The sequence below is a fragment of the Micromonospora sp. NBRC 110009 genome, assembly GCF_030518795.1.
GTDB lineage: Bacteria > Actinomycetota > Actinomycetes > Mycobacteriales > Micromonosporaceae > Micromonospora.
In genome coordinates this window covers 83,506-107,474 of sequence record NZ_CP130427.1, presented here as the reverse complement: position 1 = coordinate 107,474, position 23,969 = coordinate 83,506, and the positions used below count along the sequence as shown (strand labels likewise).

Genomic DNA, 23,969 nt, shown 5'->3' with positions numbered 1-23,969 from the left:
AACCAGGTGAAACCGGGCTACCCGGAGGTCCGGGCGCGCAGGGCGCGGATGGCCCAGTCGAGCACCGGGGCGAGGCTCTCGGTCGCCGGCCAGCCGTTGATCACGGAGAGCAGGTGCAGGTAGCGCTCGCGGCGTGGGTCGTTCGCCGCCTCCAGCCGGTCCAGCAGGCGCCGCCGCAGGCCGAGGTCGTCGGGGCGACCGCAGAGCCGCGCGTACCGGGCGGTGGCCGCGGCGACGACCGGATCGGCCCGGGGCGAGGCCGGCTCGACGCCGGCGGCCAGGGCCGCGGCGGCCTCGTCACGGACCAGCGCGACCGCGTCCCGACGTACGCCGGTGGCGCCGGCCTGGTCCGCGGCGTGCTGCTCCGCCAGGCGCCGCATGCTGGCCCGGAAATCCGGGTCCCGGGACAGTTCGGCCACCTCCAGCCACGCCTCGACCTGCTCTGGCTGCGGGTCGTCGGGCAGTTCGGGGGTCAGGGAGCGGCTGATGCCCGCGAACCCGGGATCCGACCGCAGGCCGGCGAAGGCCGCGTCGAGGAACTCGTCGATCAGGCGCCGACGCTCGTCGTCGGAGAGTCTGGCCAGCTTGTGCAGGAGGTCCATCTCCTCGGGGGTGGATCCGCGTCGGGCGACCGCGGTGAGTACCGCGTGGCGCAGGCGCAGCACCCGGATCTGGGTGGCCAGCGCCTCGGCGTGCGCCGCGGCGACCTCGGCGAGCGGGATCTCCCGGTCCGCGACCTTGCGGATGGTGGCCAGGTCCAGCCCCAGGTCGCGCAAGGTGCGTACCAGGTCGAGGCGGGCCACGGCCTCGATGCCGTAGCGACGCTGGCCGGTCGGGCTGCGGTCGGTCGGTGGCGCGATGCCGTGGTCGGCGTAGAACCGGATGGTCTTGACCGTCAGCCCGGTCCGCCGGGCGACGTCCCCGATCGAGTAGCGCGTCTCGCCGTTCATGCCCGTCACCCTCGCGCCTCCACCCGGGGGAGGCGCAAGTCCGCCGCCCGGGAGATCGATGAGCCCGAGTTAGGCATGCCTAACCTGCTCGGTTAAGGTAAGGCGAACCTAAACAGAGGGACGGGAGACCCGTTGACCACCGTCGCCGTCCGGCCCGAACGGGTCGGCACGCCGAGCCGCCGAGGCCCCGGCCGCCGCCTCGCGGTCGCCCTGGCGGCGGCGCTGCTGCTCATCGTCGTGCTGCTGGCCAGCCTGGCGCTCGGCAGCCGCCCGCTCCCCGTCGACCAGGTGTGGCACGCCCTCGTCGCCCCGGACGGCGGCGACGCCACCACCGTCGTCCGCGAGCTGCGGGTGCCGCGTACCGCCCTGGGGCTGGTCGTCGGGCTCGCCCTCGCCGTGGCCGGAGTGCTGTTCCAGGCCGTCACCCGCAATCCGCTCGCCGAGCCGCGCATCCTCGGCGTCAGCGCCGGCGCGTCCTTCGGCGTGGTGCTGGCCATCGCCGTCTTCGGGGTCAGCACCCTTACCGGGTACGTCTGGTTCGGCGTCGCCGGCGCGCTCCTCGCCGGCCTGCTGGTCTTCGCCGTCGCCAACCGCACCCGCGAGGGCGCCAGCCCGGTCACCCTCGCGCTGGTCGGCGCGGCCCTCGACGCCAGCCTCGGCGCCGTCGTGTACGCGCTGCTCAGCATCGACGCCCGCACCTTCGAGGAGTACCGCTTCTGGGTGGTCGGCGGGCTCACCGGCCGGGACGTCGGCGTCGCCGGGCAGGTGCTCCCGTTCGTCCTCGCCGGCGTGGTGCTGGCCGCCCTCGTCGCCCGGGGCCTCGACGCGCTCGCCCTCGGCGATGACGTCGCCCGTGGCCTGGGCCACCGCACCGCCCTGGTCCGCCTCGGCGCCGGGGGTGGCGCCGTCCTGCTCACCGGCGCCGCCGTCGCGGCCGCCGGGCCGATCGCCTTCGTCGGGCTGGCCGTGCCGCACCTGGCCCGGGCCCTGGTCGGCGCGGACCACCGGTGGACCCTGCTGGTCGCCGCGCTGCTCGGCCCGGCCCTGCTGCTCGCCGCCGACATCGTGGGCCGGCTGGTCGCCCCGCCCGGCGAGGTCCCGGCCGGGATCGTCACCGCGCTGCTCGGCGCCCCGCTGCTCGCCCTCCTGGTCCGCCGCGCCCGGGTGGTGACCGCGTGACCGCCGCCGGCCCTCGCGATCTTGCACTTGCCACCCCGGCAAAGGGGGCAGACGCCTCATCTGGCTGGCCGAAAGTGCAAGATCGCGCAGGGGAGGGGGCGTGGTGAGCGCGCCGGGCGTCGTGCTGGCCGGGGGGTCGGTGTTGCGGGTGGGGCCGGTGGCCGTGCGGGTGCGGCGGCGGCCGGTGGTGGTCGCAGGTGTCCTGTTCCTGCTGCTCGCCGGCGCGGTGGTGCTCAGTCTCTCGCTCGGCACCCCGTACGTCGCCCCGGTCGACGTGCTGCGCGCGCTCTCCGGGGCCGGCACCCCGTACGACCTCGTGGTGCTGAACCTGCGGCTGCCGCGTGCGGTGCTCGCGGCCGTGGCCGGCGCGGCGTTCGGCGTGGCCGGCACCCTGATCCAGAGCGTGGCGCGGAACCCGCTCGCCAGCCCCGACGTCATCGGCGTCACCCAGGGCGCCGGGCTGGCCGCCACGGTGGCGCTCACCGGCGGCGCGGCGGCGATCCTCGTCGCGCCGGCCGCGCTGCTCGGCGGGCTGCTCGCAGCCGTGCTGGTGTTCGCCCTCGGCGCCCGGCACGGCCTGGCCGCGCAACGGTTCGTCCTGGCCGGCGTGGCGGTGGCCTTCGCGTTCCGGGCGCTGACCGAGGTGGTCATGCTCGCCGCCGACCCGATCGACGGGCTGCGCGCCCAGGTCTGGCTGATCGGCACCCTGGCCGGCAAGGGCTGGACCGAGGCCGCCTGGATCGCGGGCACCCTCGCCGTGCTGCTGCCGGTGCTGCTCTGGGCCGGCTGGGCGCTGCACAGCGCCGCGCTCGACGACGACACGGCACGCGGCATCGGGCTGCGCCCGGTGGCCCGGCGGATCGGGCTGGCCGGCACCGGCGTGGTGGTGGCCGCCACGGTCACCGCCCAGGTGGGCGCGGTCGACTTCGTCGCCCTGGTCGCCCCGCAGGTGGCCCGCCGGCTGGTCCGCGCCGAGCGGCCCCCGCTGCTCTGCGCGGCCCTGCTCGGCGCGCTGCTGCTGGTGCTGGCCGACCTCGCCGGCCGGCGCCTGCTCGCCCCCACCCAGCTCCCGGCCGGTGTGCTGACCGCCGCGATCGGCGGGCCGTACCTGATGTTCCTGCTGCTCCGGACCCGAGGGAGGCGCTCGTGACGCCGATGCTGTCCACCCGCGACCTGGTCGTCGGCTACGAGGGCCGGACCGTCGTGGACGGGCTCGACCTCGACCTGCCCGCCGACGCGTTCACGGTCATCGTCGGGCCGAACGCGTGCGGCAAGTCCACCCTGCTGCGGACCATGGCCCGGCTGCTCACCCCGCGCCGCGGCACCGTGCTGCTGGACGGCAGCGCGATCCGCGAACTGCCCACCCGCGAGGTGGCCCGGCGCCTGGGCGTGCTGCCGCAGAGCCCGCTGGTGCCCGAGGGGATCACCGTCGCGGACCTGGTCGGCCGGGGCCGGCAGCCCTACCAGCGGTGGTGGCGGCAGTGGTCGGCGGAGGACGGCCGGGCCGTCGAGACGGCCATGACCATGGCCGACGTGGCCGAACTGGCCGACCGGCCGGTGGACACCCTCTCCGGCGGCCAGCGCCAGCGGGTCTGGATCGCCATGACCCTCGCCCAGGACACCGAGGCGCTGCTGCTGGACGAGCCGACCACCTTCCTCGACCTCGCCCACCAGGTGGAGGTGCTGGATCTGCTGCACCGGCTGCGGACCGAACGCGGCCGGACGGTGGTCGCCGTGCTGCACGACCTCAACCAGGCCGCCCGGTACGCCGACCACCTGGTCGCCATGCGGGCCGGCGCGGTGGTCGCCGCCGGGCCACCGCGCGAGATCCTCACCGCCGACCTCGTCCGGGACGTCTTCGGGCTCGACTGCGTGGTCGTGCCCTGCCCGGTCACCGGCGCCCCGCTCGTCGTGCCCGCGCTCACCCAGACCTCGGCCGCACCGGCCGGCGTGCCGGCCCAGGCCGGTTCCACCGTCGGCGACGCCTGACCGCGCGTCGACCCGTACCGCACGAAAGGACCCTGATGCGTCGTCTCGCCGTCGCTCTCACCGCGGCCCTCGCCCTCGGCGTCGGCCTCACCGCCTGCGGGGAGAGCGACCCCGTCTCCACCGCCGGCGCCGGCCAGACCCGGGAGATCACTCACGCGATGGGCACCACCAAGGTGCCCGCCGAGCCGAAGCGCGTGGTGGTGCTCGACACCGACAAGATCGACACCGCGCTCTCGCTGGGCGTCACCCCGGTCGGCGCGGCCACCGCCGGTGAGGCGAAGAGCTGGCCCTCCTACTTCGGTGCGGACAAGCTCGCCGGGATCAAGGAGGTCGGCGTGCTGACCGAGCCCGACCTGGAGGCGATCACCGCGCTCAAGCCGGACCTGATCCTCGGCAGCAAGTTCCGCCAGGAGAAGTTCTACGACGAGCTGTCCGCCATCGCCCCGACCGTCTTCACCGAGAAGGTGGGCATCACCTGGAAGGAGAACTTCCTCCTCGACGGCAAGGCGCTCGGCAAGGAGCAGCAGGCCAAGGACCTGCTGGCCACCTACGAGAAGCGGGCCGAGGACTTCGGCACGAAGCTCGGCGACGCGTCGTCGCGGAAGATCTCCATCGTGCGCTTCATCCCGGGCAACATCCGGGTCTACGGCCCGGACTCGTTCTCCGGCATCGTGGTCGGTGACACCGGCCTGGGCCGCCCCGAGCGGCAGCTGCTGGCGGGCAAGGAGGACAAGCGCTTCGACGTGGTCAGCCCGGAGCGGGTCAACGAGGTCGACGGCGACGTCATCTTCGTGACCGCGTACGGCGAGAAGGCCGCCGCCGAGCAGGTGAAGGTCACCGCCGGCAGCCTCTGGCAGGGCCTGTCCGCGGTCAAGGCGGGCAAGGCGCACGTGGTCTCCGACGAGGTCTGGATGACCGGCATCGGCGTCGGCGCCGCCAACAAGATCCTGGACGACCTGGAGAAGTACCTGGCCGCCTGACCTTCATCGGCAAGATCGCGCTCGATCCAGGAAGTAGTGGCCTCCGCTGCGGATGGAGGCCACTACTTCCATGTTCGAGCACGATCATCAGGTCGGCCGCGCGCGCCAATCGCGCGAGCGAAGCGCCGCGCGGACCTCGGCGAGGATGCCATCGAAGTCGTCGCGGAGACGGTTCGCGGTGACGTGCAGGACGATCCATTCGGCGCCGAGGAGCTGGTTGAGTCGTCGGCGGTCCCGGTGGAACTGCTGCGGGTCGTCGTGCCACAGGCCGTCGTACTCGACCGCGACTTTGAACTCGGGCCAGGCCAGGTCGAGCCGGGCGACGAAGCGCCCCTGCGCGGACACCACCCACTGGGTCTTCGGTCGGGGCAGACCAGCCAGCACCAGGCGGACCCGGGTGCGGGACTCCTGCGGTGACTCGGCACCGGGGTCGGCGAGGTCGACGGCGCGCAGCAGCGCCCGCCAGCCACGCCGGCCGGCCCGGGCGAGGGCGTAGTCCCGGAGGGTCGCGAGGTCGGTGAACCTGCGGGCGAGCAGGGCGTCGATCAGCACCACGGCCTCAACGATGTCGAGCCACCGGGCCAGGTCCCAGCAGGTACGTGCCGGCGAGGTGATCGGCAGGCCGAGTCGGTGCACGATATCGCCCTGATCGACCTCGGCCCGGTGCACCCGGAGGCCGGCGGCCGGACCCCGCCGAGCAGTGGTCACCACTGGCGGTTCGGCCGTGGATGCAGCGGCGACCGAAGCCGATGGTGCCGGCTCCGCCCGGCTCGTCGGTTCGCCGGGAATGGTTGCCTTCGGCGCGACCACCATCGCCTTCGGCATCAGCACGTCGACCGGTTCGTCGGCGGCAACCCGGCCTACGCCGTAGAGCGCGGCTGCGGAGCGGCCGGCGATGGCCGCGCCGGCGGGAAGCAGCCACCGGACGGCAGCCGCGCAGCGGGTGCGATGGGAGACCGGAAGGCTCGCGTCGGCGTAGACGTCCCGGAAGAGCGGGCGCCACGCCGTGCTCCGCAGGTCGTTCCGAGTGAGCAGGCCGCACCGAACGGCAGCGGAACCACGAAAGATCCGGCCGCGCAGCTGCGGCGGCCGACGAGGGGCCTTCGGCATGCCTGTCACGCTGCCGGATTCCTTGCCACGGCACTGCCCCCTGTGGACAACCTCGCCCAAGATCGCGCTCGAACGTGGAAGTAGTGGCCTCCCACGTTGGCGGAGGCCACTACTTCCTGGATCGAGCGCGATCTTGCCGGGCGGGGTGGGTGTAGGGCTTAGGCGGCGGTGGACCAGATGGCGCGGAAGGCGGCGGCCTCGCCGGCCAGCCACTGCTCGACCTGCTCGGGCTTGACGTCGGCCGGCATCCGGTGGGACTCGCCGCGCCGGACGTCGACCAGCACCGGCTCGGCGTGCGGCAGGACGGCGTCCATGTGCCGGGCCATCAGGTGCAGCATCGCCAGGGCCGCCTCCTCGCTCGGCGGGGCCTCGTCGAAGTGCAGCCGGATCGCCTCGGCCCGACCGTCGGCGTAGCGCACGCCGAAGTGCGGGTTGATCTTGACGGGGAGGTCGCCCAGCATGGCCAGGGCGTCGCGGGTCTGGGCCAGGTCGACGCCGGCCGGCTCGCCGAGCGAGTGCAGCCAGGTGGTCGCGCCGGGGACGAGGGCCTCGTAGAGCGGGCGCCAGCGCGGCTTGACCACGTCGGCGACCTGGGCCAGGTGGGTGCCGCCGGTGTGGAAGGCGACGTCGGCCTTGAGCGCCTTGACGAACTGGCCGTGCGGGTTGAACCCGTGCCGGCTCGCCCGCTGCTTGCGCAGGCCGCCGACGAAGGTGGCCTTGGTGGGCCCGGTGCGGTCCACGTAGCGGGTGAACCCGAGGAGGGTCGCGTAGGGGGTGAGCGGGGCGGCGGAGGTGGGCGCGGTCACGAGCATCCTCCCAGGTCAAGAACTCGATTAGTACATACATTCTAATCGACGAGGCTGACATCGCCCAGGGTACGAAAGGGGCCGCCCGGACATCCCGGGCGGCCCTTTTCGGTACGGTGTCTAGAGCTGTCCGACGTCGATGATCCGGACGACCGCGGCCCCGGTCTCGTCCGAGGCGGCGAGGTCGATCTCGGCGCTGATGCCCCAGTCGTGGTCGCCCTCCGGATCGTCGAAGATCTGGCGTGCGGTCCACTTCTCCCGGCCCTGCTCGATCATGAGCAGCGCCGGCCCCCGGGCGTCCGGCCCGACCCCGATCGAGTCGTAGGAGTCGAAGTACGGCTCCAGCGCGTCGGCCCACGCGTCCGCGTGCCACCCCTGCTCGGCGTCCAGTTCGCCGAGGAGATCCCAGCGCCGCAGGGCGGCCAGCTCGACCCGGCGGAACAGCGCGTTGCGGACCAGCACCCGGAACGCCCGGGCGTTGCGGGTGACCGCCCGCGGCCGGTCGTCCAGCGACGCGGCCACCTCCTGCACGTCGGACGGGTTGCGCAGCCGCTCCCACTCGTCGATCAGGCTGGAGTCGACCTGGCGGACCAGCTCGCCCAGCCACTCGATGAGGTCGACCAGCTCCTCGGTCTTGGCGTCCTCGGGAACGGTCTGCCGCAGCGTCTTGTACGCGTCGGCGAGGTAGCGCAGGACCAGCCCCTCCGAGCGGGACAGGCCGTAGAACTGCACGTACTCGGGGAAGGTCATGGCCCGCTCGTACATGTCGCGGACCACGGACTTGGGGGAGAGCTGGTGGTCGGCGACCCAGGGGTGGCCCTGCCGGTACATCTCGTACGCCGACTCCAACAGCTCGGCCAGGGGCTTGGGCCAGGTCACCTCGTCGAGCAGTTCCAACCGCGCCTCGTACTCGATGCCCTCCGCCTTCATCGCGGCGACCGCCTCGCCGCGGGCCTTGAACTGCTGCGCGGAGAGCACCTGGCGCGGGTCGTCCAGGATCGACTCGATCACGCTCAGCACGTCCAGGGCGTAGGACGGCGACTCCCGGTCGAGCAGCTCGATGGCCGCCAGGGCGAGCGGCGACAGCGGCTGGTTGAGTGCGAAGTCGAGCTGGAGATCGACGGTGAGCCGGAACCGGCGACCCTGCTCGTCCGGCTCGGGCAGCTCCTCGACCACGCCGCCGGCCCGCAGCGCCCGGTAGATGGCGATGGCCCGGCGGATGTGCCGGCGCTGGGCGGCCCGGTCCTCGTGGTTGTCGGTGAGCAGGTGCCGCATCGAGGCGAACGCGTCGCCGGGGCGGCCGATGACGTTGAGCAGCATCGAGTGGCTGACCTGGAAGCTGGAGGTCAGCGGCTCCGGCTCGGCCTCGACCAGGCGCTGGAAGGTCGGTTCGCCCCAGCCGATCGAGCCCTCCGGGGGCTTCTTCTTGACCACCTTGCGCCGCTTCTTCGGGTCGTCGCCCGCCTTCGCGAGGGCCTTCTCGTTCTCGATCACGTGCTCGGGGGCCTGCACCACGACCCGGCCGAGCGTGTCGAAGCCGGCCCGGCCGGCCCGGCCGGCGATCTGGTGGAACTCGCGGGCCTTGAGCAGCCGGGTCCGCGTGCCGTCGTACTTCGACAGGCCGGTGAAGAGCACGGTGCGGATCGGCACGTTGATGCCGACGCCGAGGGTGTCGGTGCCGCAGATGACCTTGAGCAGCCCGGCCTGGGCGAGGGTCTCCACGAGGCGGCGGTACTTGGGCAGCATGCCCGCGTGGTGCACGCCGATGCCGTGCCGGACCAGCCGGGACAGCGTCTTGCCGAAGCCCGAGGTGAACCGGAAGTTGCCGATCGCCTGGGCGATCATGTCCTTCTCGGCGCGGGTGCAGACGTTCACGCTCATCAGCGCCTGGGCCCGCTCCAGCGCGGCGGCCTGGGTGAAGTGCACGACGTAGACCGGGGCCTGCTTGGTCTCCAGCAGCTCCTCCAGGGTCTCGTGCAGCGGCGTCATCGCGTACGAGAAGAGGAGCGGGACCGGCCGCTCGGCCGAGCGGACGACGGCGGTCGGCCGCCCGGTGCGCCGGGTCAGGTCGTCCACGAAGCGGGTGGTGTCGCCGAGGGTGGCGGACATCAGCACGAACTGCGCCTGCGGCAGCTCGATCAGCGGCACCTGCCACGCCCAGCCGCGGTCGGGCTCGGCGTAGAAGTGGAACTCGTCCATGATCACCTGGCCGACGTCGGCCCGGGTGCCCTCCCGCAGCGCCAGGTTGGCCAGGATCTCCGCGGTGCAGCAGATGATCGGGGCGTCGGCGTTGACGCTGGCGTCGCCGGTGAGCATGCCGACGTTCTCCGCGCCGAACACCTCACAGAGGGCGAAGAACTTCTCCGAGACCAGTGCCTTGATCGGCGCGGTGTAGAAGGTGGTCCGGTCGTCGGCCAGGGCCGCGAAGTGCGCCGCGATCGCCACCAGGCTCTTGCCGGAGCCGGTCGGCGTGTTCATGATCACGTTGGCGCCGGAGACGATCTCGATGACCGCCTCCTCCTGGTGGGGGTAGAGGTCGAAGCCGCGTTCGGACGCCCAGCCGGCGAACGCGTCGTAGAGGGTGTCGGGGTCGGCGCTCTTCGGCAGCGCGGCGGTGAGAGTCATGGCGCTTCCATCGTGCCTGGATCATGGGGCGCCGCGCCAACCGGGGCTGAGTGGCGGGTCAGCGCCGGCGGTGCACCAGGTCGAAGATCTCCCGCCCCGCCGTCAGGGCGCGCCGCTCGAACCTGGTCACCGGCCGGTGCGCCGGGCGCGGCGCGTAGCCACCGTGCACGTCGACCAGCTCCGGGTCGGCGGTCAGCGTCTCCCGCATCGACCCGGCGTACTCGGCCCAGTCGGTGGCGCAGTGCAGCGTCCCGCCGGGGGCCAGCCGGGAGCGCAGCAGCGCCACGTGCGCGGGCTGGATGATCCGGCGCTTGTGGTGGCGGGCCTTCGGCCAGGGGTCGGGAAAGAAGATGTGCACCGCGTCCAGCGAGCCTTCCGGCATCGCCCTGACCAGGTCCAACGCGTCGCCCTCGGCCACCCGGACGTTGCCCAGCCCGTGCCGCTCCACCAGATGGAGGAGGTTGGCGATTCCGGGCGTGTGCACCTCGACCGCCAGATAGTGTCGGTCCGGGTCGGCCGCCGCCATCGCGGCGGTGGCGTCGCCCATGCCGGAGCCGATCTCCAGCACCAGCGGCGCCCGCCGGCCGAACAGCGCCGCCGGATCGAACGGCCCGTCGAGGGCGGCGATCTCCAGCCCGTACGCGGGCCAGAGCCGGGCCAGCGCCTGGCGCTGCCGGTCGCTCATCCGGCCGCGGCGCGGGTGGAAGGTGCGGATGCGGGCGGAGTGGACCGGCGGGGCGGCGGTCAGGTCGGTGGAGGTCACAGCGACCCGAGCGTACGCGACCGTCGGCGCGATCGGATGTGATGTGCGGCCCGGGGTGAGAGGATTCATCCCGTACGGCAGGACGGGTGGCCCGCCGCCCGACACTGCCTTTGGCGCCGGGAGGGGTCATGGTGTCAGTCACGCGACGGGCGGCGTTGCTGATCGCGGCCGCGGCCTGCGCTCCGCTGGTCGGGGCGGCCCCCGCGCTGGCCGGCCCGCCGGACCCGAGCCAGCAGCCGCCGCCCGCTGACGTGATCTTCGTGGAGGTCAGCCCGAGCACCGTCGAACCCGGCTTCCTGGTCGGCATCCGGGCGAGCTGCCGGGACAACTCGGTGCCGGCGACCGTGGTCTCCGACGCGTTCGGCCGGATCCAGGTGCAGCCGCAGCGCGGCCTGCTCACCGCCTCGCCGATGGTCCGGGACCGCACCCGGCCCGGCAACTACCGGGTCAAGCTGGAGTGCCCGAGCGGGCAGACCGCCTCGACGATGCTCCAGGTGGTCGAGCGGGTCCAGCCGAGCCGGGGTCCGGCGACCGGGTTCGGCGGCACCGCCGGCAGCGGGCTGGGTGGCCTGCTCGTGCCGGTCGGCCTGGCGCTGACCCTGGTCGGCGGGGTGGTCGGCGTGGCCGCGTCCCGCCGGCAGCCCCGTACCCTCCGTGGCGCCGCCCGGCGCTGAGCCCCGCCATGGCCGCGCACCCCGCTCCCCAGCCCTCCCGGAGGGCCCGGGCCCAGGGTCGTAGTCCCTGGTCGGCGCCGCTCGCGGTGGTGCTGGTGCTGGTGGGGGTCTTCGCCACCGGGGCCGGGCTGGGCCGCACGGTCGGGCCGCTCGACTGGGTCGACACGGCGACGGGGTCGGGCCGGCGCGCGGACGAGCCGACGCGGGCCCGGCAGCCGGCGAGTCTTCCGGTACGGCTCGCCGTGCCCGCCATCGAGGTCACCGCCCCGGTCACCCCGGTCGGCCAGGCCAAGGACGGCTCGGTGGCCGTCCCGCCGTTGACCGAGCACAACCAGACCGGCTGGTACGACCGCGGGGCCGTGCCCGGCGAGCCGGGGCGGGCCGTCATCGTCGGGCACGTGGACACCAAGAGCGGGCCGGCGGTCTTCTACCGGCTGCACGACCTGAAGCCGGGGGACCGGATCGAGGTGACCCGGTCGGACCGGAGCGTGGTGACCTTCAAGGTCGACACCGTCGAGTACTTCGACAAGGCCAACCTCCCCGCCGACCGGGTCTACGGCGAGTCCGGACCGCCGGAGCTGCGCCTGATCACCTGCGGCGGCGACTGGGTCGGCGGCCGGACCGGCTACCAGGACAACGTGATCACCTTCGCCTCGCTGGTCGACACCCGCACCCCGTGACGCGCACCCCGCGAGGTCTTGGCCCGGTTGGCGAAGTTTGTCAGTAAGGTCCCAGGGGTGGGTGGCGACGCGAACACGCGACTTGAGCGCATCCTCGGTGTACCGCTCGCTGAGGACGCGGTGCGGCAGTGGCCTCAGTCCGGTGAGTTGATCCGGGGTCGCGCCCGGATAGCGGAGGTCGAGTCGCACTTCGTCGGGCTGCGGCTCGCCGTCGGGCGGCGGCACAACCACGGAGACACGCTGGTCGTCGAGTGGAGCAACGACTACGGCGACGGCCGGATCTACCGCAACGTCTCGATAGCTGAGCTGCGCGACGGCGAGGCGGTCCGGGTGACCGACTACTGGGGCGAGCCTTTCACCGCCCCCGACTGGCGGCGAGCGCTCGGGGAGAGGTTGGACATGCCGCCGGGCGGCGTGTGGCCGGCATCCGAGGCCCTGACCGTCAGCTGACCGGTTCAGCCCTTGCCGGGCACGTGCTGGACCACCTCGAACTCCAGCAGCGTGGCCCCGGTGGCGACCGGCTTGCGCGCCTCGCCGCCCGCGCCGCCGGCGTGCGCCGCCCGCGACGGCCCCTGCGCCCACGCCTGGTACGCCTCCTCGGACTCCCAGCGGGTGTAGACGAAGTAGCGGCTCTCCCCGGCGACCGGGCGGAGCAGTTCGAAGCCGAGGAAGCCGGGCGAATTCTCCACCGCGCCGGCCCGGGCGGCGAACCGCTTCTCCAGTTCCTCGCCAGCGCCGGGCGGGACGTCGATCGCGTTGATCTTCACGACTGCCATGCGATCCACCCTACGGGTTCAGAAACCCTCGACGGCCGGCACCAGGTCGGCGTCGACCACGATCGGGGCGTGGTCGGAGGGGCCCTTGCCCTTGCGCGCCTCCCGGTCCACGTAGGCCGAGCGGACCGCCCGGGCGAACGGCGCGGAGGCATACACCAGGTCGATCCGCATGCCCTTGTTCTGGTGGAACATCCCGGCCCGGTAGTCCCAGTAGGTAAACGGGTGCGGGCCCTTCATCGGGGTGGGCACCACGTCGCTGAGGCCGAGGTCGCGCAGCGCGGCGAGGGCCGCCCGCTCGGCCGGGGTGACGTGGGTGGAGGCGACGAAGAGCGCCGGGTCCCAGACGTCGGCGTCGGTCGGGGCGACGTTGAAGTCACCGCAGACCGCGAGCGGCATCCCAGTGGTCAGCTCCGGTTCGAGGGCGTCCCGCAGTGCCGCGAACCAGGCCAACTTGTACGCGTAGTGCGGATCGTCGGGCGTCCGCCCGTTGGGCACGTAGATCGACCAGATCCGCAGCCCGTCGCAGGTGGCCGAGATGGCCCGCGCCTCCGGTTCGGGGAAACCCGGCTCGCCGGGGAAGCCGACCGCCACGTCGGCCAGCCCGACCCGGGACAGGATGGCCACCCCGTTCCACCGGCCATCGCTGTGGCTGGCCGCCTCGTAGCCCAGCTCGCCCACCTCGGCGACCGGGAACGCCCCGTCGGGGCACTTGGTCTCCTGCAGGCAGACGACGTCGGGCTTCGTGGTGGCCAGCCAGTCGAGCAGCCGGGGCAGGCGGGCCTTCACCGAGTTGACGTTCCAGGTCGCCAGGCGCATGTCTCCAGCCTGCCGCATCCCGGCCCGCCACGCCGGGTCAGCCCGGCCGGGTGTCGCGCCGGCCGGGTCTGCTCGGCGAGGGCTCAGCGCTCGGGGGTGTCTCCGGGCCGGGTCTGTTCGGCGAGGAAGCGTTCCAGCTCGGCACCGAGCTCGTCGGCGGTGGGCAGCGGGCCGGTCTCGGCGGCCAGCAGGTTCTTCGCGCCGCGGCCGCGGGCGAACGCGTCGTACTGCTCCTCCAGGGCCTGGACCAGGGTGGCCGCCTCCTCGGTCTGGGCGACCTGGCGGTCGATCTCCACCCGGACCACCTCGGCGGCGGAGCGCAGGTCGTCGTGGGGGAGCAGCAGGCCGGTGCTGCGGGACACCGCGGTGAGCAGTGCCTCGGCGGCGGCCGGGTACTCGGTCTGGGCGACGTAGTGCGGGACGTGCGCGGCGAAGCCGACGGCGTCGCGGCCCTGCTGGCCGAGGCGGTATTCGAGCAGGTGGCCGACGCTGGCGGGGACCTGGACCCGCTGCAGCCAGGGCTCGTGGCCGGAGATCAGCTCCGGCCGGGTGGCGTGCGCGGTGACCCCGCTGGGCCGGGTGTGCGGCACCGCCATCGGGATCGAGTTGAGCCCCACGGTGAGCCGGACGTCGAGCCGGGCGGCGAGCCCGGCGACCGCGGCCACGAAGCGTTCCCACTGGAGGTCCGGCTCCGGGCCGGTGAGCAGCAGGAACGGGGTCTCGTCGTCGTCGTGCAGCAGGTGCAGTTCCAGGGCGGGGGCGTCGTAGTCGGCCCAGTGGTCCTCGACGAAGGTCATCACCGGCCGCCGGGAGCGGTAGTCGAAGACCTGGTCGATGTCGAACCGGGCGATCGTCCGCGCGTCCAGGGAGCTGAGCAGTTGCTCCCGGGCCAGCCGGGTGGCGCTGCCGGCGTCGACGAAGCCGGTGAGCGCCTGGATCAGCACGGGCTGACCGAGTTCGGGCAGATCGTCGGTGAGTTCGTACAGCTCGTGTGGGTCGAGCACCGGTTCGGACCTCCTGGATACGCGGGTGCGGTGGGCCGTGTGCGCACGGCACCCCCGTTCGGCCAACGTACCGGCCATCCTGGTCCATTCCGTTACGGCCCGGCCCGTGGGACGGCGGATGATCACGATCCGGAAAAGTCGGGGTACGGATCGGGGCGAATACGTTGATCTTGCCGATACGCTCGGCCGAGCGTCGAGGTCGCTATCCACCGAACGTATGAGTTAGTCGATCACGGGTGGCGGTGGGAACGGCTGCGAGGTTCCTGCCCCGGGCGGCGCGCTCCGGGGTGGACCGGAGGTTCGACCGTTTCGCGAGGTTCGGTGGCGGTCGGGGCAGGCTGCGGGGCCGCGTCCGGTTTGGAGTGGGCAGACTGTGACGAGGGCCACTCGATCACCCTGGGTGATCAGGGTTTGCCCTGCCTAGCCTCGTCGAATGCGTGACGACGGCACCCTCGACGACCAGTACGGCCTCGGCGGTTCGGCTGACCGTTCGGACGATACCCCCTCCACCGTCCGGCCAACCGACTCCGTGGAGCCCGCCTCCCGACCTTCCCTGCGTACCCGCCTCGGCGGCCTCGCTAACCCGCTCGCGGCCCGGCCCGGCCGGACCAAGCTGGCGGTCGCCACCGGCGCGGTCTGCTGCCTCGGCCTGGTCGGCTTCAGCCAGGTGACCGGCCCGATCGGCGGCTCGCCGGGCCCCGCGCCCGCGCAGGAGCTCGCCCAGCGGTCGGCGGTCGACGCCGCGTCCCGGAGCATGGAGCGCCAGACCCCCGCCCCGGTCACCCCCTCCGCCACCCCCAGCGCCACCCCGACCGCGACCAGCAAGCCAAAGCCGAAGCCGAAGGCCAAGCCCAAGCCCCGCGTGATCGCCCCGGTGGCCGGGCTGGACAAGGACCAGATGGACAACGCCAAGGCCATCGTCAAGGCCGGCCGGGAGATGGGCGTGCCGCGCCGCGCCCTGGTCATCGCGGTGGCCACCGCGATGCAGGAGAGCAACCTCTACAACTACGCCAGCGGCGTGCTGCCCGAGTCGGAGAACTACCCGCACCAGGCCATCGGCTGGGACCACGACTCGGTCGGGCTGTTCCAGCAGCGCCCGAGCAGCGGCTGGGGCACGGTCGGCGAGCTGATGGACCCGGATTACGCCACCAAGGCCTTCCTCAACGTCCTGGTGCAGATTCCCGGCTGGCAGGACATGGCGCTCACCGACGCCGCCCAGGCCGTCCAGGTCTCCGCGCTGCCCTGGGCGTACGCCCAGCACGAGTGGCGGGCCACCGAGGTCGTCGACGCGATCCTGAGCTGACCGCGGTGCCCGGTCGGCCACTGTGGGCGGTTGCCCGGTGGCCGGCCCGGGTACCAGCGGTTTGCCGGTCCCGGGTACACATGAACGGGGACCGCGGACAGGAGGACGACATGTCACTGATGCAACGGATCAGCGCCTTCCTGCGGTCGCCGCGCGGTCAGCAGCTCGTGGCACGCGGCCGGCAGGAACTGGCCAAGCCGGAGAACCAGCGCAGGCTCCGGCAGCTCGCCGCCCGGCTGGCCAGCCGCCGGCGCTGACCGCCCCGCCCCGCAGTACGAGCCCCGGGAGCCCCTCGTGACCGACTCCGCCCCCGTCGACGGCGAGAACACCGTCCCTTCGAAGCCGGCCGCGCCGGTGGGCGCGCCCGAGGCGCCCCCGGCCACCCTCTGGGACCGGATGCGGGACGACCCGCAGTACGCGCCGGAGCACCTGGCGCTGGAGGCGGTGCGCCGGCTCGGACCGGAGGCAGCGCAGTGGGCCGCCCGGGAGCGGGCGCAGCGGCCCGACGTACCCGCCGAGGAGCTGGCCGACCAGGCGGTCCGCAAGTTCGTCAACCACGCCCGGCTCTCCGGCGCGGTCTCCGGCGCGGCCGGGCTGCCCGGCGCGGTGCTCGACGTGGGCGTGCTGGCCTGGACCCAGGCCCGGCTGGTGCTGCACGTGGCCGCCGCGTACGGCGTCGACCCGGTCCACCCCGACCGGGCCACCGACCTGCTGGTCCTGCAGCGGGTGCACAAGGTCGCCGAGAGCGCCCGGCTCGCCCTCGGGGTGGCCGCCGGGCGGGAACGCGCCGGCGCGCTCTTCGGCATGGCCGGCTCCCGCCCCCTCGGCCGGGTGATGCTCCAGCTCGGCGTACGCCTCGCCCAGATGGCCGGGGTGCGCGCGGCCAAGCGGGTCGTCGCCAAGGTGGTCCCGGGCGCGGCGATCATCCTCGGCACCTGGGCCAACTCGTCGGCGACCAGAGACCTCGCCGACCGGGCCCACGCCCTCTACCGCGGCGGCCCGGGGAACCTGCCCCAGCAGCGCCGTCCCTGACCGCCGCCTAGCGCCGCCAGGGGGCGGGCTGGCCGTGCAGCCACCAGTGCAGGGCCCGGGTGATCCGGGGCAGCACCAGGTAGGTCATCAGCGGGGTCAGGCAGAGCGTCATGAGCAGCGTCCGCACCGCCAGCGGCACGCCGGCGACGTACCGGGCGGTGAGCAGCGTCGCGGTGAGGCTCAGCGGGAAGAAGGCCAGCCAGATCGTCACCGCCTGCTTCCAGCGCGGCGGGTTCGCCGGCCCGGCCGGCTCCGCCTCGCCGGCGGCGAAATGCTCGACCAGGTGGTCCACCGGCGGGTCGAACCAGCCCTCGATGCCGGTGCGACGCTCGATCCGGGTGTGCTCGACGATGCCCTGCGCCGAGGTCAGCCACCAGTGCCGCTGCGGCGACTCCTCCCAGTCGCGCAGCCTCGCCTGGTCGGCGAAGCGGTACATCACGTGCCACTCGGGCGACCCCGGCGCGCTGCGGACGAACCCGGCGCCCAGGAAGCCGGGAAAGCTCTCGGCCAACGCCGTACCGGCCCGGATCCACGCCACCATCTCGTCGGTCCGCGCCGGGTCGGCGCGCCGCGAGACGGCGACGGTCACGGGTACCGCGTGCGTCGTGGTCATGCCTCAGTCCTCTCCGCCGCCGCCGGGATCCGCACCGGCCACGGCAGACCGGTCTAACGCAACCCCCGCCCGGCCGCATCCCCCGAGTACCCGCTCCGTGTCCGGGATCACCGGCCCGCGCCGCGCTCCCCGGCGGGGACCGGTTAGCCCCGCCCGTGCCGGGGTAGCCCGGAGGAATGACCCGATCACAGCCCCGCCGCCGGGTCAACGCCGCCTACAGCGCGCTGAACCTGCGGCTCACGCTCGCCATCTTCGGTCTGGTCACCATGACCGTCTTCGCGGTGCTGGCCTTCTGGGCCGGGATCGCCTGGCTGGGCGTCGTGTGCGCGGTCCTCGCCGTGGTGGCCGTGGTCGACCTGGTCGTCATCCAGCGCCGCCGCGCCGCCCGCCACCAGGAGGAGCCGGGCGTACGGCACTCACTGTTCGAGTGACAGGAGTACGAGATGCCCATCGCCACCACCAATCCCGCCACCGGACAGGTGCTCAAGACGTACGACCCGATGTCGGACGAGCAGGTCGACGCCGCCATCGAGCGGGCCGACCTGGCGTTCCGGCAGTTGCACGACACCACGATCGCCCAGCGCGGGCAGTGGCTCAACGTCGCCGCCGACCTGCTGGACGCCGAGCGCGACGAGACCGCCCGGCTGATGACCACCGAGATGGGCAAGACGTACGCGGCGGCCCAGGCCGAGGTGACCAAGTGCGCCACCGCGTGCCGCTTCTACGCCGCCAACGCCGAGCGGATGCTCGCCGACGAGCCCGCCGACGCCGGCGCCGTCAAGGCGCGGCGGGCGTTCGTCCGCTACCAGCCGCTCGGCGTGGTGCTCGCGGTGATGCCGTGGAACTTCCCGCTCTGGCAGGTGATGCGCTTCGCCGCGCCGGCCCTGATGGCCGGCAACACCGGCCTGCTCAAGCACGCCTCCAATGTGCCGCAGACCGCGCTCTACCTGGAGGACCTGTTCCGCCGCGCCGGTTTCCCCGAGGGCGCGTTCACCACCCTGCTGGTCGGCTCCGACGCGGTCGACCGGATCCTGAGCGACCCCCGGGTGCGCGCCGCCACCCTCACCGGCAGCGAGGGCGCCGGCCGCTCGATCGCGCAGAGCGCCGGCCGGGAGCTGAAGAAGACCGTGCTGGAACTCGGCGGCAGCGACCCGTTCGTGGTGATGCCCTCGGCGGACCTGGACAAGGCCGCCGAGGTGGCCACCACCGCCCGCTGCCAGAACAACGGGCAGTCCTGCATCGCGGCCAAGCGGTTCATCGTCCACACCGACGTCTTCGACGCCTTCGCCGAGAAGTTCGCCGCCCGGATGGCCGCCCTGACCGTCGGCGACCCGATGGAGGGGGCCACCGATGTCGGCCCGTTGGCCACCGAGCGGGGCCGCGCCGAGGTGCACGAGCAGGTGCAGGACGCGGTGGACAACGGCGCGACGATCCTCTGTGGCGGTGAACTGCCCGCCGGCGACGGCTGGTACTACCCGCCGACCGTGGTCACCGACCTGCGGCCGGAGATGCGGATGTGGTCCGAGGAGGTCTTCGGACCGGTCGCCGGCCTCTACCGGGCGTCCTCCTACGAGGAGGCCATCGAGATCGCCAACGGCACCCACTTCGGCCTCGGCTCCAACGCCTGGACCACCGACCCGGCCGAGCAGGAGCGCTTCGCCGCCGACCTGGACGCCGGCAACGTCTTCATCAACGGCATGACCACGTCCTACCCGCAGCTGCCGTTCGGCGGCGTGAAGAACTCCGGCTACGGCCGCGAGCTGTCCGCCCTGGGCATGCGGGAGTTCTGCAACACCAAGACCGTCTGGGTCGGCGAGGGCGCGGCCGTCGCGGGCGCCGGCGCGCACGCGGAGTAGCGCGTTAGCAGGGGCCCCTTCCTCTACCGGAGGCGTTAAGCGGGGCCCCCTGCTTACATCTCGGCCGGCGTGGGTAGAGGTGCGCCCATGACGGTGTTCGGGTTCCACGCCTCCCACGAGCAGATCCATCCGGGCCGGTTGCTGGAGGCGGTGGTCCACGCCGAACGGGCCGGCTTCGGCGCCGCCATGTGCTCGGACCACTTCTCGCCGTGGAGCGCCCGGCAGGGCCACTCCGGCTTCGCCTGGTCCTGGCTGGGCGCCGCGCTCCAGGCCACCAACCTGCCATTCGGCGTGGTCAACGCGCCCGGCCAGCGCTACCACCCGGCGATCGTCGCGCAGGCCATCGGCACCCTCGCCGTCATGTACCCCGGCCGGTTCTGGGCCGCGCTCGGCACCGGTGAGGCGAGCAACGAGCACATCACCGGCGACGGCTGGCCCCGCAAGGACGTCCGCGCCGCCCGGTTGCGGGAGTGCGTCGACGTGATCCGGGCGCTGCTGGCCGGCGAGGAGGTCAGCCACGACGGCCTCGTCACCGTGGACCGGGCCCGGCTGTGGACCCGCCCCGCGCAGCCGCCCGCCCTGATCGGCGCGGCGGTCAGCGTCGAGACCGCCCGCTGGTGCGCGGACTGGGCCGACGGCCTGATCACCGTCAACGCCCCGGTCGACCACCTGCGCCGGATGATCGACGCCTACCGGGACGCCGGTGGGCGCGGACCGCTGCACCTGCAGGTGCACGTCAGCTGGGCGCCCGAGCAGGCCGAGGCCGAGGCGATCGCGCACGACCAGTGGCGCAGCAACGTCTTCGCCCCGCCGGTCTGCTGGGACCTGGAACTCACCGACCACTTCGACGCGGTCAGCCAGGACGTGCCGTTGGCGAAGGTCAGCTCCGTGGTCAACATCTCCGCCGACCTGGGTCGGCACGTCGGCTGGCTGGAGGACTACCTGGCGCTGGGCTTCGACCAGATCGCCCTGCACCACGTCGGGCAGGAGCAGCGGGCCTTCATCGACGCGTTCGGCACGGAGGTGCTGCCGAAGTTGCGTACCGCGGCATGATCACACCGGTAACGCGGGCCGCCTAGGCTCGTACTCCATGGAACCTCTGCTCGAGGTCGTGGTCATCCTCGCGATCGCGACGTTCGGCGCGGCGCTGGCCCGCCGCCTCGGCCTGCTCGCGCCGATCCTGCTGGTGGTGCTCGGCCTCGCCCTGTCCTTCCTGCCGTTCTTCCCTCAGGTGCGGCTGGATCCGAACCTGGTGCTGGTCGGCATCCTGCCGCCGCTGCTCTACGTCGCGGCCCTGGAGACCTCGGTGCCGGCGTTCCGGCTCAACCTGCGGCCGATCCTGCTGCTCGCCGTCGGGCTGGTGCTCTTCACCGCGTTCGTGGTGGGCACCGTCGTCCACCTGCTCCTGCCCGGCGTGCCGTACGGGATCTGCCTGGCCCTCGGCGCGGTGGTGGCCCCGCCGGACGCGGTCGCCGCCACCGCGGTGGCCCGGCGGGTGGGCCTGCCCCGGCGGATCGTGACCATCCTGGAGGGGGAGAGCCTGGTCAACGACGCCACCGCGCTGGTGCTGCTGCGGGTGGCGATCGTCTCCGTCACCACGGCCAGCGGCGTCGGCGTCCTCGACGTGGGACGCGAGGTGCTGGTCGCCACCGGCGGCGGGATCCTCGTCGGGCTGCTCGGCGTGGTGGTCTTCGGCCACCTGCACAAACGGATCAGCGACGCGGTGCTGGACAACGCGCTGTCGCTGATCGTGCCGTTCGCGGTGGTGTTCGCCGCCGAGGAGATCCACGCCTCCGGGGTGGTCGCCGTCGTGGTCACCGGGCTCGGCATCGGGCACAAGCTGCCGCTGCTGATGTCGGCCGCGTCCCGGCTGCAGGTCGCCGCGTTCTGGCGGCTGATCACGTTCCTGCTGGAGGGGCTGGTCTTCCTGCTGGTCGGCCTGCAACTGCGCGAGGTGCTCCGCGACCTCGACGAGCCGGTCGGCCGGCTGGTCTGGATCACCGTCGCGGTGCTGCTCGCCGTCGTCCTGACCCGGTTCGTCTGGCTCTTCCCGGCCACCTACCTGGCCCGGCTGGTCCCCCGGGTCCGCCGCCGCGACCCGGCGCCGCCGGTGCAGGTGCCCATCGTCCTCGGCTGGGCCGGGATGCGCGGCGTGGTCACCCTGGCCGCCGCGCTCGCCCTGCCGCTCACACTGGCCGGCGACCGCGCGTACCCGCGGCAGCTCTTCGTCTGGCTGGCCTTCGCGGTGATCGTGGTCACGCTGGTCGGGCAGGGCGCCACGCTGCCCGCGGTGGCCCGCCGGCTCAAGCTGCCCCCCGACGACCCGGTGCGGGACGCGCTCTCCGCCGCCGCCGTGCAGCAGCAGGCCAGCCGGGCCGCCCGGGAACGCCTCGAGGAACTGGCCGAGGGGGCGCCGGCCGCGGTCGTCGAGCGGCTGCGCGGGCTGGTGCAGAGCCGCACCAACCTGGCCTGGGAACGGCTCGGCGGCACCGAGCGGGAAACCCCCTCCCAGGCGTACGGTCGGCTGCGACAGGAGATGATCGACGCCGAGCGGGAGGTCTTCCGGGCCGCCCGCGACTCCGGGAAGATCCCGGAGGAGGTGCTCGTCCGCGCCTACCGAGACCTGGACCTGGAGGAGTCGTTGCTGCGACAGGAGGCCGACCGATGAGCTGCCAGCACCTGACCGAGGCGGGTGACATCACGCCGGAGAGCACCACCGAGTGCCCGGACTGCGTCGCCATCGGCAACGACGACTGGGTGCACCTGCGCGCCTGCCTGACCTGCGGGCACGTCGGCTGCTGCGACTCCTCGCCCTACCAGCACGCCACGAAGCACTTCGAGTCGACCGGGCATCCGGTGATGCGGTCGGTCCAGCCCGGCGAGACGTGGCGCTGGTGCTTCGTCGACGAGGAGATCGGCTGACCCGTCAGCCCAGCCGGCGCTCCAACACCTGGCCGGGCCACGGCTGGCGCCCCGGCCGCTCGACGGTGAACGGCTCGGTGGCGGTGAACCCGCAGCCCTCGTAGAAGCGGACCAGCGCCCGGTCGTCGCCGCCGTAGCAGTCCACGCGCAGCAGGCCCAGGCCACGGCCGCGGGCCAGCTCCGCCGCGTACGCCAGCAGCCGCGCCCCGATCCCGTGGCCCGCGTACGCCCGGTCGGTGACCAGCAGGTTCACGTACAGCTCCGGCTCGACGGCCGGCGGCACGTAGTCGGTGGCGGCGCCCACCACCAGCGCGCCCACGACGGCGTCGCCGAGCATCGCCAGGTACAGCCCGCCGCCGGTGGTCCACACGTCGGCCTGGGCGATCCGGCGCGGATCGGACGACGCCGGCTCGGTGCCCCACTGGCCGGTCCGGCCGCGCGCCGCCAGCCAGGCGGTGGCGCTGTCGAGCAGCCGCAGCACGGTGGCGGCGTCCTCCGGCCCGCCCGGGCGGATGGTGAGGGTCTGCTGGTCGGTCATGCGCCCATGCTGCTACACCGGCGCGGCGGGTCGATCATCGGCCACCGTCCGCTCATCGGTCCCCCGGTTCGCCAGCGCCCAGCGGGTCAGCGCCGGGGCGGCCAGGCCGACGGCCGCGAAGAGCCCGCCGAGCGCCAGCCAGCCCGGCACCCCGCCGTCGAGCACCAGCAGGGTGAGCAGCGCCGGCCCGACCGCCCGGGCCAGGCCGGCGAGCAGGCCGTCCGCCCCCTGGTACGCGCCGATGGCGTCGGGTGGCGCCAGGTCGTAGGCGAGACCCGCGGCGGCGGAGCCGTGCCACAGGTCGCCGAGCGTCCAGACCGCCGTGGCGACCAGCAGCAGCGCGACCGCCGGCAGGATGGGCAGGCCCGCGGTGGCCGCGTAGAGCGGCGTGGCCGCCGCCAGCACCAGACCGGCCCGGCGCAGCTGCCGGGCCGCTGGAGCGGCGCTGGCCGCGCCCCGGCTGAGGCGTACCGCCAGCAGCACGGTGAGCACCGTGTTGGTCAACAGCACCGCCGACACCACGGGCGGTGGCGCGTCGGCCCGGGTCACCGTCCACAGCGGCACCACGAGGGTGAGCGTCGTCAGGTGCAGGGCCAGCACCGCCGAGGCGCCGCTGACCGCGAGGAACCGCCCGTCCCGCAGCGGGCCGCCGCGCCGCGACGCGCCCCGCCTCGCCCCGCGGTCGCCGCCGGTCCCCGGCGGGTACGCCGGCAGCCGCAGCAGCAGGGCCGCCGACAGCAGGTAGGTGGTCGCGTTCCCGGCCACCAGCACCTGGTACGCCACGTGGGTGTCCGCCGCGAGCGCGAACCCGGCCAGCGCGGTGCCGACCGCGATGCCCAGGTTGGCCACCGCGCGCAGGGTGGCGAAGGCGTGCACCCGCCCCTGCGGACCGGCGACCGCCGACACCAGCGCGGCCCGGATCGCCAGGTTGCCGGAGGTGAGCAGCGCGTCCAGCACCGCCACCGCGAGGAACACCGGGAACGAGTCGACCAGCAGGTACGCTGCCGCCACCACCGCCTGGCACACCTGGAGCAGGGCGCGCAGGGTACGCGGGTCGCGCCGGTCGGCCAGACCGCCCAGCGGCACGCTCGCGGTGAGCCCGATCAGCCCGGCGACGGTCAGGCCGGCGCCCACGGCGGCAGGGGAGAGGCCGACGTCCCGGGTCAGATAGAGCGCCGCGCCGGCCAGCCAGAGCCCCGAGCCGGCCGTGTTGGCCAGGGTGGCCAGGGCGAGGGTGCGCAGCCGGCCCGGCGGCGGGATCGGCGAGGCCCAGCCCATCAGCGCGGAGCCGGCACCGGCACGGCGGCGGAGACCTCGGTGACCCGCTCGGCCTGCCGGGCGACGGCGGCGCGC

Annotated in this window: 26 protein-coding genes; 15 read left to right on the top strand and 11 right to left on the bottom strand. The window is 73.7% G+C overall.

Annotated elements, in window-relative coordinates; genetic code table 11:
- Nucleotides 1-17: 17 nt before the first annotated feature.
- Nucleotides 18-950 carry a MerR family transcriptional regulator gene (locus Q2K19_RS00570; RefSeq protein WP_302766655.1) on the bottom strand — a complete coding sequence of 311 codons (933 nt, stop codon included), beginning with the start codon at nucleotides 948-950 and terminating at the stop codon, nucleotides 18-20.
- Between the two features lie 132 nt (nucleotides 951-1,082).
- Here Q2K19_RS00570 and Q2K19_RS00565 point away from each other — a divergent pair, with 132 nt between their 5' ends.
- The 4 genes from Q2K19_RS00565 (at nucleotide 1,083) to Q2K19_RS00550 (ending at nucleotide 5,098) form a co-directional block, all read left to right on the top strand.
- On the top strand, nucleotides 1,083-2,129 hold the full coding sequence (locus Q2K19_RS00565; RefSeq protein WP_302766653.1) for a FecCD family ABC transporter permease: 1,047 nt from the start codon (nucleotides 1,083-1,085) through the stop codon (nucleotides 2,127-2,129).
- Between the two features lie 100 nt (nucleotides 2,130-2,229).
- Entirely contained in the window at nucleotides 2,230-3,279 is a 1,050-nt protein-coding gene (locus Q2K19_RS00560) for a FecCD family ABC transporter permease (RefSeq protein ID WP_302766651.1), read from the top strand.
- A gap of 5 nt (nucleotides 3,280-3,284) precedes the next feature.
- Entirely contained in the window at nucleotides 3,285-4,118 is an 834-nt protein-coding gene (locus Q2K19_RS00555; RefSeq protein WP_302772905.1) for an ABC transporter ATP-binding protein, read from the top strand.
- A 35-nt stretch (nucleotides 4,119-4,153) separates the two neighbouring features.
- On the top strand, nucleotides 4,154-5,098 hold the full coding sequence (locus tag Q2K19_RS00550) for an ABC transporter substrate-binding protein (RefSeq protein ID WP_302766649.1): 945 nt from the start codon (nucleotides 4,154-4,156) through the stop codon (nucleotides 5,096-5,098).
- 87 nt (nucleotides 5,099-5,185) lie between these two features.
- Here Q2K19_RS00550 and Q2K19_RS00545 read toward each other — a convergent pair whose 3' ends face one another.
- From Q2K19_RS00545 to trmB, 4 genes are all read right to left on the bottom strand, one after another.
- Entirely contained in the window at nucleotides 5,186-6,208 is a 1,023-nt protein-coding gene (locus Q2K19_RS00545) for an endonuclease domain-containing protein (RefSeq protein ID WP_302766648.1), read from the bottom strand.
- A 158-nt stretch (nucleotides 6,209-6,366) separates the two neighbouring features.
- Entirely contained in the window at nucleotides 6,367-7,014 is a 648-nt protein-coding gene (locus tag Q2K19_RS00540; RefSeq protein WP_302766646.1) for a hypothetical protein, read from the bottom strand.
- A 120-nt stretch (nucleotides 7,015-7,134) separates the two neighbouring features.
- Nucleotides 7,135-9,639: a DEAD/DEAH box helicase gene (locus Q2K19_RS00535; RefSeq protein WP_302766645.1), complete on the bottom strand. Its 2,505-nt coding sequence runs from the start codon at nucleotides 9,637-9,639 to the stop codon at nucleotides 7,135-7,137.
- Nucleotides 9,640-9,697: 58 nt separating this feature from the next.
- Entirely contained in the window at nucleotides 9,698-10,324 is a 627-nt protein-coding gene (gene trmB, locus Q2K19_RS00530; RefSeq protein ID WP_302772902.1) for a tRNA (guanosine(46)-N7)-methyltransferase TrmB, read from the bottom strand.
- A gap of 206 nt (nucleotides 10,325-10,530) precedes the next feature.
- Between trmB and Q2K19_RS00525 the strand changes: the two genes are divergently transcribed.
- From Q2K19_RS00525 to Q2K19_RS00515, 3 genes are all read left to right on the top strand, one after another.
- Nucleotides 10,531-11,076, top strand: a complete 546-nt coding sequence (locus Q2K19_RS00525) for a hypothetical protein (RefSeq protein ID WP_302766643.1) — start codon at nucleotides 10,531-10,533, stop codon at nucleotides 11,074-11,076.
- Nucleotides 11,077-11,084: 8 nt separating this feature from the next.
- Nucleotides 11,085-11,756 (top strand): class F sortase, encoded by a 672-nt coding sequence (locus Q2K19_RS00520; protein ID WP_446839717.1) that lies wholly within the window; start codon nucleotides 11,085-11,087, stop codon nucleotides 11,754-11,756.
- 120 nt (nucleotides 11,757-11,876) lie between these two features.
- On the top strand, nucleotides 11,877-12,206 hold the full coding sequence (locus Q2K19_RS00515) for a nuclear transport factor 2-like protein (RefSeq protein ID WP_302766641.1): 330 nt from the start codon (nucleotides 11,877-11,879) through the stop codon (nucleotides 12,204-12,206).
- A 5-nt stretch (nucleotides 12,207-12,211) separates the two neighbouring features.
- Here Q2K19_RS00515 and Q2K19_RS00510 read toward each other — a convergent pair whose 3' ends face one another.
- The 3 genes from Q2K19_RS00510 to Q2K19_RS00500 form a co-directional block, all read right to left on the bottom strand.
- Complete coding sequence (locus tag Q2K19_RS00510; protein WP_302766640.1) at nucleotides 12,212-12,532, bottom strand: antibiotic biosynthesis monooxygenase family protein; 321 nt, start codon at nucleotides 12,530-12,532, stop codon at nucleotides 12,212-12,214.
- A gap of 18 nt (nucleotides 12,533-12,550) precedes the next feature.
- The gene (locus tag Q2K19_RS00505; RefSeq protein ID WP_302766637.1) at nucleotides 12,551-13,348 is read right to left on the bottom strand and encodes an exodeoxyribonuclease III; all 798 of its coding nucleotides are present in this window, start codon (nucleotides 13,346-13,348) and stop codon (nucleotides 12,551-12,553) included.
- A gap of 83 nt (nucleotides 13,349-13,431) precedes the next feature.
- Nucleotides 13,432-14,352: a proteasome assembly chaperone family protein gene (locus Q2K19_RS00500; protein WP_302766636.1), complete on the bottom strand. Its 921-nt coding sequence runs from the start codon at nucleotides 14,350-14,352 to the stop codon at nucleotides 13,432-13,434.
- 433 nt (nucleotides 14,353-14,785) lie between these two features.
- Between Q2K19_RS00500 and Q2K19_RS00495 the strand changes: the two genes are divergently transcribed.
- The 3 genes from Q2K19_RS00495 to Q2K19_RS00485 all read left to right on the top strand — a co-directional run bounded on the left by Q2K19_RS00495 (nucleotide 14,786) and on the right by Q2K19_RS00485 (nucleotide 16,687).
- Entirely contained in the window at nucleotides 14,786-15,655 is an 870-nt protein-coding gene (locus tag Q2K19_RS00495) for a peptidase M23 (protein ID WP_302766634.1), read from the top strand.
- A 110-nt stretch (nucleotides 15,656-15,765) separates the two neighbouring features.
- On the top strand, nucleotides 15,766-15,912 hold the full coding sequence (locus Q2K19_RS00490; protein ID WP_302766632.1) for a hypothetical protein: 147 nt from the start codon (nucleotides 15,766-15,768) through the stop codon (nucleotides 15,910-15,912).
- 37 nt (nucleotides 15,913-15,949) lie between these two features.
- A complete protein-coding gene (locus Q2K19_RS00485) occupies nucleotides 15,950-16,687 on the top strand; it encodes an EcsC family protein (RefSeq protein WP_302766631.1) in 738 nt (245 codons plus the stop codon).
- 7 nt (nucleotides 16,688-16,694) lie between these two features.
- On the opposite strand, the gene Q2K19_RS00480 is transcribed toward Q2K19_RS00485, so the two are convergent.
- Complete coding sequence (locus Q2K19_RS00480; protein ID WP_302766630.1) at nucleotides 16,695-17,300, bottom strand: antibiotic biosynthesis monooxygenase; 606 nt, start codon at nucleotides 17,298-17,300, stop codon at nucleotides 16,695-16,697.
- Between the two features lie 176 nt (nucleotides 17,301-17,476).
- Here Q2K19_RS00480 and Q2K19_RS00475 point away from each other — a divergent pair, with 176 nt between their 5' ends.
- From Q2K19_RS00475 to Q2K19_RS00455, 5 genes are all read left to right on the top strand, one after another.
- Entirely contained in the window at nucleotides 17,477-17,731 is a 255-nt protein-coding gene (locus Q2K19_RS00475) for a DUF6343 family protein (RefSeq protein ID WP_302766629.1), read from the top strand.
- Between the two features lie 12 nt (nucleotides 17,732-17,743).
- Nucleotides 17,744-19,156 carry an NADP-dependent succinic semialdehyde dehydrogenase gene (locus tag Q2K19_RS00470; protein ID WP_302766628.1) on the top strand — a complete coding sequence of 471 codons (1,413 nt, stop codon included), beginning with the start codon at nucleotides 17,744-17,746 and terminating at the stop codon, nucleotides 19,154-19,156.
- Between the two features lie 87 nt (nucleotides 19,157-19,243).
- Nucleotides 19,244-20,209, top strand: coding sequence for a TIGR03885 family FMN-dependent LLM class oxidoreductase (locus Q2K19_RS00465; RefSeq protein ID WP_302766627.1), 966 nt, complete (start codon nucleotides 19,244-19,246; stop codon nucleotides 20,207-20,209).
- Between the two features lie 37 nt (nucleotides 20,210-20,246).
- Nucleotides 20,247-21,824 (top strand): Na+/H+ antiporter, encoded by a 1,578-nt coding sequence (locus Q2K19_RS00460; protein ID WP_302766625.1) that lies wholly within the window; start codon nucleotides 20,247-20,249, stop codon nucleotides 21,822-21,824.
- A complete protein-coding gene (locus Q2K19_RS00455; RefSeq protein WP_302766624.1) occupies nucleotides 21,821-22,078 on the top strand; it encodes a UBP-type zinc finger domain-containing protein in 258 nt (85 codons plus the stop codon). Before Q2K19_RS00460 ends, Q2K19_RS00455 begins: the two co-directional genes overlap by 4 nt.
- Before the next feature lie 4 nt (nucleotides 22,079-22,082).
- Here the strand turns inward: Q2K19_RS00455 and Q2K19_RS00450 are convergent, their stop codons facing one another.
- A complete protein-coding gene (locus Q2K19_RS00450) occupies nucleotides 22,083-22,616 on the bottom strand; it encodes a GNAT family N-acetyltransferase (protein WP_302766623.1) in 534 nt (177 codons plus the stop codon).
- Between the two features lie 12 nt (nucleotides 22,617-22,628).
- Nucleotides 22,629-23,894 (bottom strand): MFS transporter, encoded by a 1,266-nt coding sequence (locus Q2K19_RS00445; protein WP_302766622.1) that lies wholly within the window; start codon nucleotides 23,892-23,894, stop codon nucleotides 22,629-22,631.
- Nucleotides 23,895-23,969: the final 75 nt, after the last annotated feature.

What these genes read in the sequence shown, in the direction of transcription:
- Q2K19_RS00570 (WP_302766655.1), bottom strand. Translation starts at nt 950, where the DNA reads ATGAACGGCGAGACGCGCTACTCGATCGGGGACGTCGCCCGGCGGACC.
- Q2K19_RS00555 (WP_302772905.1), top strand. Translation starts at nt 3,285, where the DNA reads ATGCTGTCCACCCGCGACCTGGTCGTCGGCTACGAGGGCCGGACCGTC.
- Q2K19_RS00550 (WP_302766649.1), top strand. Translation starts at nt 4,154, where the DNA reads ATGCGTCGTCTCGCCGTCGCTCTCACCGCGGCCCTCGCCCTCGGCGTC.
- Q2K19_RS00545 (WP_302766648.1), bottom strand. Translation starts at nt 6,208, where the DNA reads ATGCCGAAGGCCCCTCGTCGGCCGCCGCAGCTGCGCGGCCGGATCTTT.
- Q2K19_RS00535 (WP_302766645.1), bottom strand. Translation starts at nt 9,639, where the DNA reads ATGACTCTCACCGCCGCGCTGCCGAAGAGCGCCGACCCCGACACCCTC.
- trmB (WP_302772902.1), bottom strand. Translation starts at nt 10,324, where the DNA reads ATGAGCGACCGGCAGCGCCAGGCGCTGGCCCGGCTCTGGCCCGCGTAC.
- Q2K19_RS00525 (WP_302766643.1), top strand. Translation starts at nt 10,531, where the DNA reads ATGGTGTCAGTCACGCGACGGGCGGCGTTGCTGATCGCGGCCGCGGCC.
- Q2K19_RS00520 (WP_446839717.1), top strand. Translation starts at nt 11,085, where the DNA reads ATGGCCGCGCACCCCGCTCCCCAGCCCTCCCGGAGGGCCCGGGCCCAG.
- Q2K19_RS00510 (WP_302766640.1), bottom strand. Translation starts at nt 12,532, where the DNA reads ATGGCAGTCGTGAAGATCAACGCGATCGACGTCCCGCCCGGCGCTGGC.
- Q2K19_RS00505 (WP_302766637.1), bottom strand. Translation starts at nt 13,348, where the DNA reads ATGCGCCTGGCGACCTGGAACGTCAACTCGGTGAAGGCCCGCCTGCCC.
- Q2K19_RS00495 (WP_302766634.1), top strand. Translation starts at nt 14,786, where the DNA reads ATGCGTGACGACGGCACCCTCGACGACCAGTACGGCCTCGGCGGTTCG.
- Q2K19_RS00490 (WP_302766632.1), top strand. Translation starts at nt 15,766, where the DNA reads ATGTCACTGATGCAACGGATCAGCGCCTTCCTGCGGTCGCCGCGCGGT.
- Q2K19_RS00480 (WP_302766630.1), bottom strand. Translation starts at nt 17,300, where the DNA reads ATGACCACGACGCACGCGGTACCCGTGACCGTCGCCGTCTCGCGGCGC.
- Q2K19_RS00475 (WP_302766629.1), top strand. Translation starts at nt 17,477, where the DNA reads ATGACCCGATCACAGCCCCGCCGCCGGGTCAACGCCGCCTACAGCGCG.
- Q2K19_RS00470 (WP_302766628.1), top strand. Translation starts at nt 17,744, where the DNA reads ATGCCCATCGCCACCACCAATCCCGCCACCGGACAGGTGCTCAAGACG.
- Q2K19_RS00465 (WP_302766627.1), top strand. Translation starts at nt 19,244, where the DNA reads ATGACGGTGTTCGGGTTCCACGCCTCCCACGAGCAGATCCATCCGGGC.
- Q2K19_RS00460 (WP_302766625.1), top strand. Translation starts at nt 20,247, where the DNA reads ATGGAACCTCTGCTCGAGGTCGTGGTCATCCTCGCGATCGCGACGTTC.
- Q2K19_RS00455 (WP_302766624.1), top strand. Translation starts at nt 21,821, where the DNA reads ATGAGCTGCCAGCACCTGACCGAGGCGGGTGACATCACGCCGGAGAGC.
- Q2K19_RS00450 (WP_302766623.1), bottom strand. Translation starts at nt 22,616, where the DNA reads ATGACCGACCAGCAGACCCTCACCATCCGCCCGGGCGGGCCGGAGGAC.
- Q2K19_RS00445 (WP_302766622.1), bottom strand. Translation starts at nt 23,894, where the DNA reads ATGGGCTGGGCCTCGCCGATCCCGCCGCCGGGCCGGCTGCGCACCCTC.